Raw genomic sequence first — 12,738 nt, 5'->3', positions numbered from 1 at the left:
AACGCCGTACGTATTTAATTTCTGATGACCTGATATCAGGCAAAATCACAGCAACAAGTTAATATCTCCAGCGCAACAAAAAGCCCCTGCATTGCCTGCAGGGGCTGGCGAACTTTTCCGTCAGTTAACGAGAGGACCCGGAAGAGCGCATCCCTCGCCCCGAGGACTAACCGGCCCCACCCGGCGCTTATCTCCGGCACTCATCATGGCTTAGCTCTTGAAGGGGCTTAAGAATATTCTCATAAACGCACGCTTCTGTTTTAACATTTTTTGCTATGGTAACTATTAGCAGGCTAATCTGAATCACTCATCCTCTACCCGTGCTTGATCATCACATGACGGATGGTCGTATAATCCTCCAGGCCATACATCGACATATCCTTGCCGTAGCCGGAGAGCTTCTGCCCGCCATGCGGCATTTCGCTAACCAGCATAAAATGCGTATTGACCCAGGTACAGCCATACTGCAGGCGGGCGCTGAGCCGGTGCGCTCTGCCGACATCGCGAGTCCATACCGACGAGGCAAGACCATATTGGGAATCGTTGGCCCAGCACAGCGCTTGCTCTTCATCGCTAAATGCGGTGATGCTGACAACCGGACCAAAAACCTCCCGCTGCACAATCGCATCGTCCTGCTTCGCCCCTGCCAGCAGCGTGGGCTGGAAGTAGTAACCATTGCCCGGCGCTTTGCTGCCGCCGGTCACCACCTGAATATGCGGCAAGGCACGAGCCGCATCGACGGCGGCGCTGACCCTGTCCAGATGCGCCTGCGAGCTCAGCGGGCCCAGTTCGGTCGTTTCATCGTCCGGCGGTCCAATCTTCAGGCTGGCGACCGCCGCGCCGAGCTTTTCCACCAGTTGGTCATAGATTCCGGCCTGCGCGTAAATGCGGCAGGCGGCGGTACAGTCCTGACCGGCGTTATAAAACCCAAAGGTCCGTACCCCCTCCACCACCGCGTCAATATCCGCATCATCAAAAACGATAACCGGCGCCTTCCCGCCCAGCTCCATATGGGTTCGCTTAATCGACGCCGCGGTATGGCCGATAATATGCGCGCCGGTAGCAATCGAGCCGGTTAGCGACACCATGCGAACCCGGGCATGGGCGGTCAGCGGATCGCCGACGGTTGCTCCGCGCCCGAACAGGACATTAAGCACCCCGGCGGGGAAAATCTCCTGCGCCAGTTCACCTAACTTCAGCGCGGTGAGCGGAGTGATCTCAGAGGGTTTTATTACCACGCAGTTGCCTGCCGCCAGCGCTGGCGCCAGTTTCCAGGCCGCCATCATGAGCGGATAGTTCCACGGCGCGATAGAAGCCACCACGCCGACCGGATCGCGGCGGATCATCGAGGTGTGGCCTTCGAGGTATTCACCTGCCGCCATACCCGGCAGACAGCGCGCTGCACCGGCGAAAAATCGGAAAACATCGGCAACCGCCGGTAGCTCATCGTTGACCACGCAGTGCAGCGGTTTGCCGCAGTTCAACGACTCCAGTTGAGCCAGCTCCTGGGCATGTTCAGTAATCAGATCCGCCAGCCGCAGCAGGCATTCGGCGCGGGTTTTCGGCGTCGTCTGACTCCAGCCGGCAAAGGCCAGGTCAGCGGCGTCAACCGCGGCATCAACCTGCGTCGCAGAGGCCTCCGCAATCGACAAAATCTCTTCGCCGGTGGCTGGATTAAACACCGGCACAGTCTCGCCTTCGCCAGCCACTAACTTACCGTTTATCAAAAGGTTATTTTGCATAGCATTATCCTGTATCGGTTTTTTATTTTCCGTTTTCCGCGCTGATGTCGCCGTCACGAGTGAGCCACCAGGCCCCCAGAATCGGAAACATCGTCACCAGCATGACCAGCAGCGCGACGACGTTAGTGACCGGGACATCGCGCGGGCGCCCGAGCTGATTAAGCAACCAGAGCGGCAGCGTACGCTCGTGCCCGGCGGTAAACGTGGTCACGATAATTTCATCAAACGACAGAGCAAACGCCAGCATTCCCCCCGCCAGCAGCGCCGATCCCAGATTGGGCAGTACCACGTAACGAAAGGTTTGCCAGCCGGTTGCGCCTAAATCCATCGACGCTTCCACCAGACTCCATGAAGTGCGGCGAAAGCGGGCAATCACGTTGTTAAATACCACGACCACGCAGAAGGTCGCGTGTCCCACGACGATAGTCAGCAGCCCGGGTTCCAGATTGACGGCCTTAAAGGCGGTCAGCAGCGCAAGCCCGGTAATAATGCCGGGCAGCGCAATTGGTAATAGCAGCAGTAGCGACACGGCGTTTTTGCCAAAAAACGTGCTGCGCCACAGCGCACCTGCAGCCAGCGTGCCAAGTACGAGAGCGATGGCGGTCGACAGCGCGGCGATTTTAAGTGACAACGTCACGGAATCGATAATATCGCTACGCCCCGCCGCTTCGCTAAACCAGCGCAGCGTCAGGCCTGCAGGCGGAAAGCTGAAGGCGGCGTCTTCGGTATTGAATGCGTAGAGAGCGATAATCAGCAGCGGGAAATGCAGGAATATCACGCCACCCCAGGTGGCGACCTTCAGGAATAGCGGTGCGCGATCAGAGTGCATCAAATGCTCCCAGACGTTTCACGAACGCCAGATAGAGGGCAATCAGTACAATGGGCACCAGGGTAAACGCCGCCGCCATCGGCATGTTGCCAATCGCCCCCTGCTGGGAATAGACCATATTGCCGATAAAGAATCCCGGCGGCCCCACCAACTGCGGCACGATAAAATCGCCCAGCGTCAGGGAGAAGGTAAAAATGGACCCCGCCGCAATGCCGGGGATCGCTAACGGCAGCACCACATAGCGAAAGGTCTGGCGCGGACGGGCGCCAAGATCGGCGGAGGCCTGCAGCAATGAAGACGGCAGGCGTTCCAGCGCCGCCTGCACCGGCAGGATCATAAACGGCAGCCAGATATAGACGAACACTAGGAAGCGCCCCAGCCCAGAGGTCGACAGCGTATTGCCGCCGACCGCCGGGATCGTCAGCACCATGCTCAGTACGCTTTCCAGACCAAGATGGCGCAGGAACCACTGGGCGACGCCATCTTTAGCCAGCAGCAGCGTCCAGGCATAGGCTTTGACGATATAGCTCGCCCACATCGGCAACATCACGGCGATATAGAAAAAGGCTTTCATCTTGCCACGGGTATAGCGGGCCATATACCAGGCCATGGGCAGTGCCAGAATCGCGCTGGCGACGGTCACCGATAGCGCCATCACCAGCGTGCGCACAATAATGTCGTAGTTAGCCGGATTAAACAGCGCGCGCAGATTGGCCAGCGTCAGGTCGTTGGTGACCGACATGGTGAAATCATCAAAGGTATAGAAACTTTGCCACAAAAGGGTCAACAACGACCCCAGATAGACAATGCCAAACCACATGAGCGGCCCCAGCAGTAGCAGAAACAGAGCCAGCGAGGGATGACGCCAGAAGGTGCCGGCCAGGCGTCCGCCTCCGGCAGAGGGTATCGCCATCGTCATATCACCCTCCGCTCTCCAGGGGGACCATCGCCGCACGCGACCATGAAGCCAGCACCTGTTGCCCTACCGGAGGGGCGTTCAGCGCAGCCTGACCATCGACATTCGCCTGACTCACCAGCAGCTTCTCGCCGTCAGCCAGCTTCAGCTCGACGCGCGTGGCGGCGCCCATATACTGCACCGCCTGCACGATCCCCTGAATCTGCACCTCCCCGCCGGCATTCAGCCGAATATGCTCCGGACGCAGCGACCAGGCGCCCGTCATCGCGCACAGCTTCTGCGCCAGCTCGCTGCTAAACACGTTGGCGGTACCGACAAACCCGGCGACAAACGCCGTTCTTGGCCGCAAATAGAGATCCTGAGGCGCATCAACCTGCTCAATGCGTCCCTGATTAAAGACCGCCACGCGGTCAGACATCGACAGAGCCTCTCCCTGATCGTGGGTCACAAAAATGAAGGTGATGCCCAGCGCCTGCTGCAGTTTTTTCAGCTCCAGCTGCATCTGTTCGCGCAGTTTTAGATCCAGTGCCCCCAGCGGTTCATCCAGCAGCAGGACCCTGGGCTGATTCACCAGCGCCCGGGCGATGGCTACCCGCTGGCGCTGGCCGCCGGAAAGCTGAGAAGGCTTGCGCGCATGCACAAAAGCGAGCGCCACTTTCTCCAGCGCCTCCTGCGCACGGGCGTGGCGCTCCTTTTTGCCGATCCCCTTAACCATCAACCCGTAGGCGACGTTATCGAGTACCGACATATGAGGAAACAGCGCATAATCCTGGAAAACGGTATTCACATCGCGCTGCCAGGGCGGCAGCGCGCTGGCCGGTTGGCCAAAAATACGTATCGTCCCGCCCGAAAGCTGTTCAAATCCGGCAATCAGGCGCAGGCAGGTGGTTTTGCCGGAGCCGGATGGCCCCAGCATAGAGAAAAACTCGCCGTCGCGAATAGCGATGCTGACGCCATCCACCGCCCGCACGTCGCCGTACAGGCGCGAAACATTATCCAGCTCTACCGCGTGCATGTTCTTCGCCTCCGGCGACTTAACGACCGCCCATAATCGCGATGTAATCCTGCGTCCAGCGGCTGTAGGGGACGAATTTCCCGCCTTCGGCAACCGGCGTTTTCCAGAACGCAATTTTGGCGAATTCGTTGTAACCATTGGTTTCGCAGCCTTGATCCCCGAGCAGCGCGCTGGCTTTGCAACCCGCAGGTACGACCGGCAGCGAACCAAACCAGGCGGCGACATCCCCCTGCACTTTCGGGGTGAGCGACCAGTTCATCCATTTATAAGCGCAAACCGGATGTTTAGCATCGCTGTGCAGCATAGTGGTATCCGCCCAGCCGGTGACGCCCTCTTTCGGAAAAACGGTGGCAATCGGCTGGCCTTCCGCTTTCAGACCGTTGGCCTGATAGGGCCAGGCGCTGGAGGCCACCACGCCTTCGTTTTTAAAATCGCTCATCTGCACGGTGGTATCGTGCCAGTAGCGGTGGATCAGCGGGTGCTGTTCGCGCAGGACTTTCAGTACCGCCTGATACTGCGCTTCGGTAAGTTGATAGGGATCATTAATACCCAGCTGCGGCTGAGTGGCTTTAACGAATAGCGCGGCGTCGGCAATATAAATCGGCCCATCATAAGCCTGTACGCGGCCCTGATTGGTTTTGCCGTCCGGCAGATTTTGTTTTACGAACACCACGCTCCAGCTATCCGGCGGCGTCGGGAAGGTTTTGCTGTTGTACATCAGCAGGTTTGGCCCCCACTGGTACGGAGTGCCGTAGACCTGTCCGCCGACGTTAAACCACGCGCCTTTTTCCACGCGCGGGTCGAGGGAGTGCCAGTTAGCAATCAGCGCAGTGTTAATCGGCTGCACGCGCTTACCCATAATCAGGCGCAGCGAAGCGTCGCCGGACGCGGTGATCAGGTCATAGCCTCCTTTTGCCATCAGGCTGACCATCTCATCGGACGTGGCGGCGGTTTTGACATTAACCTGACAGCCGGACTCTTTTTCAAACTGGCTCACCCAGTCGTAGCTTTTATCGGTTTGTCCCCGCTCGATATATCCCGGCCAGGCAATAATATCGAGACGACCTTCGCCTTTATCGAGAGAAGTCGGCGGCTCGGCGGCCTGCGCCGTCAGGAAAACCATCCCCAGCACGCAAAGGCTGCCACGGGCAATTTTTTTGCTCATCGGGTCATACTCCTGTCACAAGAAAATGAGCGGCAGCCGTGCCGTAAAAATATCTTCCTTCATAACAGTAGACGGCGCGCCTGGGGCCCCCGGGGAAATTTATTCAGGTTGTGACAAGGGGCGCATTACGCAAAAAACGGCATACACGGAATAACTTTATGGATTATAGACAAGGAGTTAGCGAGGCAATACGACTATGCGAATTTCCTATGGTTGGCATCAGTAAAATAATAACCCACCTGTTCGCCGGCTTATTTTTCGGCCCGGTATCACTGGCGGGAAATAAATAACGCTAAGCCAGCATTTCGCGAATCAGTTCGCCCAGGCGTTTAACCCCCAGCTCCTCTTTTTCGCCCCAGCCCCACGCGGTATTAAAGCGGAAGAATGAAGTCCAGCTGGCGGTGGTGGAAAACATTTTCCCCGGCGCAATGCTGATGTTATACGCCAGCGCGCGAGCGCTCAGCTCCCCCGCATCGGCTCCGGCGGGAAGCTCAAGCCAGAGAAAATAACCGCTATCGCTATGATGAATTTTTACCTCTGCGGGAAGATGGCGCAGCAGGGCCTGCCAGGCCAGCTGTTTGCGCTCGGCAAGCTGGCGGCGTAAACGGCGCAGGTGGGCATCGTAGCGTTTAGTCGAAAGGTAATCGACCAGCGCCAGCTGCATTGGCGAACTGGTGGAGAGCGTACTCATCAGCTGTAGCTGCTGGATCCGTCGGGCGTGCTTGCCCGCCGCCACCCAGCCGATACGGAACCCGGGTACCAGACATTTGGAGAAGGAGCTGCAGTGCAGCGTCATATCGTCGCGATCCCAGTATTTTGCCGGCAGCGGTTTCTCACGACCAAAGTAGAGCTCGCTGTAAACATCATCTTCAATCAGCATCACGTTATAGCGCGCCAGCAGCGCCACCAGCCGCGCTTTTTTCTCCGCGCTGAGGGTAAAGCCGAGCGGGTTTTGCCCATTGGTCATCAGCCAGCAGGCTTTCACCGGATAGCTCTGTAGCGCCTGCTCCAGCGCGGCGAGATCGATCCCCTCTTTAACATCCGTGGCCACCGATAGCGCTTTCAGGCGCAATCTTTCAAGAGCCTGCAGCGCCCCGTAGAAGCAGGGATTTTCCACCACCACCCAATCGCCCGGTTCGGTGACGGCCTGCAGACTAAGGTTCAGCGCTTCCAGCGCGCCGGCGGTGATCACGATGTCGTCCGGCGAGATATTCATTCCCTGCAGCGCGTAGCGCCGGGCAATCGCATGGCGCAGTTCATCGTTCCCCGGCGGCAGGTTTTCAATCACGCTCATGGCGGTTGCGGTTTTGCTCACCTGCGCCAGCGAGCGGTTGAGCTGCGGTAAGGGGAATAGTCGCGGATCGGGAAAAGCCGAGGCGAAGGGCAACATAGAGGCCTGGCGGCTGGCCTGCAGCACTTCAAAGATATAAGTGTTGATATCAACCGCTTCATCACGCGTTACCTGGGCGGGCGGCGCGGGCTGCCGCGGTTTAGTGGGCTGCGGCGCGACATAATAGCCGGACTGCGGACGGGCGATGATGCGTCCCTGGCTCTCCAGTAGCTGATAGGCGTGGCTAACGGTCATAAAACTCATTCCGCTGCTTACCACCTGTTCGCGCAGCGAGGGCAACCTGTCGCCGGGTAACCACACCCCAAGCGCGATCTGTTCGGTAATCTGCTGCGCCAGCCGCTGGTACTTTTTCATCCGTCGATCCGTGTCGCTATTCGTAGGGTCAATTATATATCAGATGAGAAATAATGGCAGTTTATAAAAACTGTTATGGTGTGTAGTGAAATAATACCTTACCGGAGGCGTTGCTGGCGCATCTATCCGGGCTAGCGGACCGCAGACGGCTGGGAGCCCGTAGCCCGGCTAAGCGCAGCGCAGACCGGGAGAGCGCCATTCTGCGTTTTGCCAAAAGGTCATAACAGACCCCAACTGTTATAGGGAAAAACAGCGTTTCTGTTCCTGCAACCCGTTATCAACGAAGCCTAGAATTGCGCTGAGTCAATTTTGTTGCGGAGTTCTGCATGTTCGGTCTTGATGCATTCCACCTGGCGCGGATCCAGTTCGCTTTCACCGTGTCATTTCATATTATCTTCCCCGCCATCACCATCGGGTTAGCCAGCTACCTGGCGGTACTGGAAGGCTTATGGTTAAAAACCAAAAACCCGACCTGGCGCTCGCTGTACCACTTCTGGTCAAAAATCTTCGCCGTTAACTTCGGCATGGGGGTCGTCTCCGGCCTGGTGATGGCCTACCAGTTCGGTACCAACTGGAGCGGATTCTCGGAATTCGCCGGGAGCATTACCGGCCCGCTGCTGACCTATGAGGTTCTGACCGCCTTCTTCCTTGAGGCCGGATTCCTCGGCGTGATGCTGTTCGGCTGGAACCGTGTCGGACCTGGCCTGCACTTTTTCGCCACCTGTATGGTCGCGCTGGGGACGATTATCTCCACCTTCTGGATCCTTGCATCTAATAGCTGGATGCAAACGCCGCAGGGATTTGAGATCGTCAATGGTCAGGTGGTGCCGGTGGACTGGCTGGCGGTGATTTTTAACCCGTCTTTCCCTTACCGCCTGCTGCATATGACGGTGGCGGCTTTCCTCAGCAGCGCGCTGTTCGTCGGCGCGTCGGCAGCCTGGCACCTGCTGCGAGGGAACAATACCCCCGCCGTTCGCGCGATGTTCTCCATGGCGCTGTGGATGACGCTGATTGTCGCCCCCATTCAGGCGCTGATTGGCGATATGCACGGGCTGAATACGTTGAAACACCAGCCGGCCAAAATCGCCGCCATTGAAGGGCACTGGGAGAACGCGCCCGGAGAGCCCACCCCGCTGCTGCTGTTCGGCTGGCCGGATATGCAGCAGGAGCGTACCCGCTATGGCCTGGAGATCCCGGCTCTCGGCAGCCTGATTCTCACCCACAGCCTGGATAAGCAGGTGCCGGCGCTGAAGGAGTTCGCCCCGGAAGATCGCCCTGACTCCACCATCGTATTCTGGTCCTTCCGCCTGATGGCCGGGCTCGGCATGCTGATGATCCTGCTGGGCGCGCTGGCCTTGTGGCTACGCTATCGCGGCCGCCTCTATCACAGCAGGCCCTTTTTACGCTTTGCGCTATGGATGGGACCTTCGGGACTTATCGCGATTCTGGCGGGCTGGGTGACCACCGAAGTGGGCCGCCAGCCGTGGGTCGTCTATGGCGTTCAGCGCACCGCTGATGCCGTCTCCGCTCACGGCGACTTGCATATGTCGATCAGTCTGCTGACTTTTATCGTTGTCTACGGTTCGGTGTTCGGCGTCGGCTACAGCTATATGCTACGCCTGATTCGCAAAGGTCCGCAGACCGCGCAGCCGCCGGCCTCCGGTACGCCAGCGCGTCCACTCTCCGCCGCTACGGGCCATGAACAGCAGAAGGAGTTCCGCTAATGGGTATCGATTTATCGGTTATTTGGTTTGTTATCATTGTCTTCGCCACCCTGATGTATATCGTAATGGATGGCTTTGACCTGGGCATTGGCATTTTATTCACCACTACCCGGGACACGGCGGACCGCGACGTGATGGTAAACAGCGTCGCCCCGGTCTGGGACGGCAATGAAACCTGGCTGGTGCTTGGCGGCGCGGGGCTGTTTGGCGCATTTCCTCTGGCCTACGCGGTCATTATCGATGCGCTGGCGATCCCGCTCACCCTGATGTTGATCGGTCTTATTTTTCGCGGCGTTGCCTTTGAATTTCGCTTTAATGCGACGCCATCGCATCGTCCATTCTGGGATCGCGCTTTTATGGTCGGTTCCCTTCTGGCCACCTTCACCCAGGGCATGGTGGTCGGAGCGGTGATCAACGGTTTCCCGGTCAACGGCCGCAGCTTCAGCGGCGGGATGTTTGACTGGTTTACGCCGTTTACCCTGTTCTGCGGCCTGGGGCTATGCGTTGCCTACGCGCTGCTGGGTGCCAGCTGGCTGGTGATGAAAAGCGAAAATGCGCTCCACCGCAATATGCGCATGACCGCGCGCGGCTTGCTGTTGGCGCTGCTGGCGGTCATTGTCGCCATCAGCATCTGGACGCCGCTGGCGCAACCGGCCATCGCCCGGCGCTGGTTTAGCCTGCCTGACCTCTTCTTCCTGCTGCCGGTACCGCTGCTGGTGGCGGCGATCGGCGCCTGGCTCTGGCGAACGCTTCGCAATAGCGCCAGCCACCTGCTGCCTTTTACTCTCACGCTGGGGCTGATCTTCCTCGGCTTTAGCGGGCTGGGGATCAGTATCTGGCCGCATATTATTCCGCCGGACATTACCCTCTGGCAGGCCGCCGCGCCGCCGCAAAGCCAGGGCTTTATGCTGGTTGGCGCGCTGCTTATTCTGCCGGTTATCCTCGGCTACACCTTCTGGAGCTACTACGTTTTTCGCGGCAAAGTTCAACACGGCGAGGGGTATCACTGATGCAACGAGTATGGCTTAAGCGAGCGGTATGGATGATAGTGCTGTGGGGAGGCAGCGTGCTGGCGCTGGCGGCGGTGAGCATGGGTTTTCGGCTGCTGATGACGGCCGCCGGGCTGAAGGTTTGAGCCGCCCGTGACGTCATTTTAGTCGGCCCGACGGCTCCACCGTCGGGCTTTTTTTCGCCATCCGTCAGGGAGCGCTGACAAAGGCTTTTCCCATCTTTGATAAACGCGGAAATAAGCTCAACAAATCCCTGGCATAGTAGCCCCACTCACCGACAGAAGGGAAAAGATATGCTCAGAAGATACGTTTCAGCGCTACTGCTGGTGTGCGCCCTGTTTTCCGGCCACGTGCTGGCACACCAGCACGGACACGATTTCTTCCCGGTACAGGGCCTCGAGCAGCAGCTACAGCACGAAGCCGATAGCGATGAGCTACGCAGCCAGAGCGAAGAAGCCGCGTCCGATCTGCGCGAACATCACCGCTGGCAAAATGCGCGAAAGCCGAAAATGCACTTCTATCCCTAAGACCTGTCAGTCATCAGGCGCCCTTGCGTTTCGGCAGGGTTTTCATCAGCTCATCCGGGCTGACGGACGCCACGATGCTGCCCGGTAGCGGCATTTTAAGGATATGATTCTTTATCTTACCGACGACGTGCATTTCGCAGGGGCGGCAGTCAAATTTCAGCGTCAACACTTCATCGCCGTGAATCAACTGCATCGGCGTGGCTTTCCAGCTCTTAATCGACCCTTTAGCCTGTTTCGGACACAGATTAAAAGCAAAGCGCAGGCAGTGCTTAGTGATCATGACCGGCACATCGCCCTTCTCCTGATGCGCTTCATAGGCGGCATCGATCAGCTGCACGCCGTAACGCTGGTAAAACTCGCGCGCCTTTTGGTTGTAGACGTTCGCCAGAAACGACAGGTGCGTTTCCGGATAGACCGGCGGCGGGACGGAAACCGGCTTGCGGCAACCGCGCACCACGGCTTTCAGCCGCGCGTCATCCAGCATATCTACGGTTTCCCGACGCAGCTGGTTCAACAGGCTGTTCGGCACGAATAGCGCACCCGGCAGGTTAATTTCCATGTTGCGCGAGTAGTAAAGGGTCTGGCCCAGCTTCGCCAGGCCGTCGCGCAGATTCGTCAGCGCTTTCTCCGCCTGGGTCGCTTCGGCAAAATCGCCGTCCAGAGTATGGGTGACGCTCACGCCCTCCTCGCTGGTCATGGTTAAGACCAGCTGTTCCTGCCAACCGCTCAGTTCGATATCCACCGCGATGCGACGCTCGCTGGAGGTTTTTAGCAGCGCCTGCTGCCAGTTATGATCGAGGTTGCGGTTTAGCGGCTGATGCGGGCGCACTTTGTGTAAATCCGCGGGCATCTCGTTCGGCCAGACGCGGTAGCGATTTTCGCCCGTTTTTTCAACCGTGTTGGCGCGAAAGCCAACAACTTCACGTTTGATCATCACGTTCAGGCCGTCGCCGTTGGTCAGGGCTTCGCTCACCTCAACGTCGAGAAAATCCTTGCCGACTTTCAGCACTTCACCCACCGGCAGGCCAATAAACTTCGGCGAATCAAACGCGCCGATATCGCCTTTGCGGGCGTTGACAAAATAGTCGGTGCTGCCGCGATGGAAGGTTTTATCCGTGGACGGGATGAAGAAGTGCTCCGTACGTCCCAACGACGAGCGGGCCAGATCGCCGCGATCTTCAATGATGGCGTCAAGCATCTGGCGATAATGCGCGGTAATATTCTTCACATAGCTCATGTCTTTGTAGCGTCCCTCAATCTTAAAGGAACGCACTCCGGCATCGATCAGCGCGGCCAGGTTGGCGGTCTGATCGTTGTCTTTCATCGACAGCAAATGCTTTTCATAGGCCACCACGCGGCCCTGGTCATCTTTCAGGGTATAGGGCAGACGGCAGGCCTGCGAGCAGTCGCCGCGGTTGGCGCTGCGCCCGGTCTGAGCATGGGAAATATTGCACTGACCGGAATAGGCCACGCACAGCGCTCCGTGGATAAAGAATTCGATGGTCGCGTCGGTATTATCGTAAATCGCTTTGATCTGCTGAAGATTCAGCTCGCGGGCGAGGACGATTTGGCTGAAGCCGACATCGGAAAGAAATTTCGCTTTCTCCACGCTGCGAATATCGCACTGGGTGCTGGCATGCAGCTCAATCGGCGGAATATCCAGCTCCAGCACGCCCATATCCTGGACAATCAGCGCGTCCACGCCGGTTTCGTACAGATCGGTTATCAGACGTTGCGCCGGTTCCAGTTCATCATCATGAAGAATGGTGTTCAGGGTCACGAACACCTTCGCGCCGTAGCGGTGGGCAAATGGCACCAGTCCGGCGATGTCGCTCAGGCTATTGCTGGCGTTGTGACGCGCGCCGAAGCCCGGTCCGCCAATATAGACCGCATCCGCGCCGTGTAAAATCGCTTCACGGGCGATCCCGGCATCGCGGGCAGGACTCAATAGTTCAAGATGATGGTTTTGCAGGCGCATACGCTCGTCGTTATCCATTATAGGGGGTCGAAATGGCGGCTATTGTAGTCAGAACTGCGCGCAGACCAAAACATTTTCCACTGCCGCCGCAGGGAGAATTTTCACTTTTCAGCAAAGTATTGAAGGA

The 12,738-nt window shown here is 58.1% G+C and carries 11 protein-coding genes; 4 read left to right on the top strand and 7 right to left on the bottom strand.

Annotated features, from left to right (window positions below):
- Positions 1 to 314: 314 nt before the first annotated feature.
- From patD to KO1_RS16860, 6 genes are all read right to left on the bottom strand, one after another.
- Positions 315 to 1,742 carry an aminobutyraldehyde dehydrogenase gene (gene patD / locus KO1_RS16885; RefSeq protein WP_016807853.1) on the bottom strand — a complete coding sequence of 476 codons (1,428 nt, stop codon included), beginning with the start codon at positions 1,740 to 1,742 and terminating at the stop codon, positions 315 to 317.
- A 22-nt stretch (positions 1,743 to 1,764) separates the two neighbouring features.
- Positions 1,765 to 2,571: an ABC transporter permease gene (locus KO1_RS16880; RefSeq protein WP_017145957.1), complete on the bottom strand. Its 807-nt coding sequence runs from the start codon at positions 2,569 to 2,571 to the stop codon at positions 1,765 to 1,767.
- Positions 2,561 to 3,490 carry an ABC transporter permease gene (locus tag KO1_RS16875; protein WP_004112757.1) on the bottom strand — a complete coding sequence of 310 codons (930 nt, stop codon included), beginning with the start codon at positions 3,488 to 3,490 and terminating at the stop codon, positions 2,561 to 2,563. The genes KO1_RS16880 and KO1_RS16875 overlap by 11 nt, the downstream gene beginning before the upstream one ends.
- Before the next feature lies 1 nt (position 3,491).
- Positions 3,492 to 4,502 carry an ABC transporter ATP-binding protein gene (locus tag KO1_RS16870; protein ID WP_004112756.1) on the bottom strand — a complete coding sequence of 337 codons (1,011 nt, stop codon included), beginning with the start codon at positions 4,500 to 4,502 and terminating at the stop codon, positions 3,492 to 3,494.
- A 19-nt stretch (positions 4,503 to 4,521) separates the two neighbouring features.
- Positions 4,522 to 5,667 (bottom strand): putative ABC transporter substrate-binding protein YdcS, encoded by a 1,146-nt coding sequence (ydcS, locus tag KO1_RS16865; protein WP_004112754.1) that lies wholly within the window; start codon positions 5,665 to 5,667, stop codon positions 4,522 to 4,524.
- Positions 5,668 to 5,959: 292 nt separating this feature from the next.
- Positions 5,960 to 7,372: an aminotransferase-like domain-containing protein gene (locus tag KO1_RS16860; protein ID WP_004101808.1), complete on the bottom strand. Its 1,413-nt coding sequence runs from the start codon at positions 7,370 to 7,372 to the stop codon at positions 5,960 to 5,962.
- 326 nt (positions 7,373 to 7,698) lie between these two features.
- On the opposite strand from KO1_RS16860, the gene KO1_RS16855 reads away from it, so the two are divergent.
- From KO1_RS16855 to KO1_RS16845, 4 genes are all read left to right on the top strand, one after another.
- On the top strand, positions 7,699 to 9,096 hold the full coding sequence (locus tag KO1_RS16855) for a cytochrome ubiquinol oxidase subunit I (RefSeq protein ID WP_064396096.1): 1,398 nt from the start codon (positions 7,699 to 7,701) through the stop codon (positions 9,094 to 9,096).
- Positions 9,096 to 10,106, top strand: a complete 1,011-nt coding sequence (cydB, locus tag KO1_RS16850) for a cytochrome d ubiquinol oxidase subunit II (RefSeq protein ID WP_004101805.1) — start codon at positions 9,096 to 9,098, stop codon at positions 10,104 to 10,106. Before KO1_RS16855 ends, cydB begins: the two co-directional genes overlap by 1 nt.
- Positions 10,106 to 10,231, top strand: coding sequence for a DUF2474 domain-containing protein (locus KO1_RS27415; RefSeq protein ID WP_004112746.1), 126 nt, complete (start codon positions 10,106 to 10,108; stop codon positions 10,229 to 10,231). Before cydB ends, KO1_RS27415 begins: the two co-directional genes overlap by 1 nt.
- A gap of 168 nt (positions 10,232 to 10,399) precedes the next feature.
- Positions 10,400 to 10,633 (top strand): DUF2554 family protein, encoded by a 234-nt coding sequence (locus KO1_RS16845; RefSeq protein ID WP_004101803.1) that lies wholly within the window; start codon positions 10,400 to 10,402, stop codon positions 10,631 to 10,633.
- A gap of 13 nt (positions 10,634 to 10,646) precedes the next feature.
- Here KO1_RS16845 and KO1_RS16840 read toward each other — a convergent pair whose 3' ends face one another.
- Positions 10,647 to 12,611 (bottom strand): peptidase U32 family protein, encoded by a 1,965-nt coding sequence (locus KO1_RS16840; protein WP_064407056.1) that lies wholly within the window; start codon positions 12,609 to 12,611, stop codon positions 10,647 to 10,649.
- Between the last annotated feature and the right edge of the window lie 127 nt (positions 12,612 to 12,738).

This window comes from Klebsiella oxytoca NBRC 105695, from assembly GCF_001598695.1.
GTDB lineage: Bacteria > Pseudomonadota > Gammaproteobacteria > Enterobacterales > Enterobacteriaceae > Klebsiella > Klebsiella oxytoca.
The sequence above is the reverse complement of the archived record's forward strand: the minus strand, read 5'-3'. Positions and strand labels throughout refer to the sequence as shown.

Bases quoted from the DNA above. Each gene is read 5' to 3' on its own strand.
- patD (WP_016807853.1), bottom strand. From the start codon at position 1,742: ATGCAAAATAACCTTTTGATAAACGGTAAGTTAGTGGCTGGCGAAGGC.
- KO1_RS16880 (WP_017145957.1), bottom strand. From the start codon at position 2,571: ATGCACTCTGATCGCGCACCGCTATTCCTGAAGGTCGCCACCTGGGGT.
- KO1_RS16875 (WP_004112757.1), bottom strand. From the start codon at position 3,490: ATGACGATGGCGATACCCTCTGCCGGAGGCGGACGCCTGGCCGGCACC.
- KO1_RS16870 (WP_004112756.1), bottom strand. From the start codon at position 4,502: ATGCACGCGGTAGAGCTGGATAATGTTTCGCGCCTGTACGGCGACGTG.
- ydcS (WP_004112754.1), bottom strand. From the start codon at position 5,667: ATGAGCAAAAAAATTGCCCGTGGCAGCCTTTGCGTGCTGGGGATGGTT.
- KO1_RS16860 (WP_004101808.1), bottom strand. From the start codon at position 7,372: ATGAAAAAGTACCAGCGGCTGGCGCAGCAGATTACCGAACAGATCGCG.
- KO1_RS16855 (WP_064396096.1), top strand. From the start codon at position 7,699: ATGTTCGGTCTTGATGCATTCCACCTGGCGCGGATCCAGTTCGCTTTC.
- cydB (WP_004101805.1), top strand. From the start codon at position 9,096: ATGGGTATCGATTTATCGGTTATTTGGTTTGTTATCATTGTCTTCGCC.
- KO1_RS27415 (WP_004112746.1), top strand. From the start codon at position 10,106: ATGCAACGAGTATGGCTTAAGCGAGCGGTATGGATGATAGTGCTGTGG.
- KO1_RS16845 (WP_004101803.1), top strand. From the start codon at position 10,400: ATGCTCAGAAGATACGTTTCAGCGCTACTGCTGGTGTGCGCCCTGTTT.
- KO1_RS16840 (WP_064407056.1), bottom strand. From the start codon at position 12,611: ATGCGCCTGCAAAACCATCATCTTGAACTATTGAGTCCTGCCCGCGAT.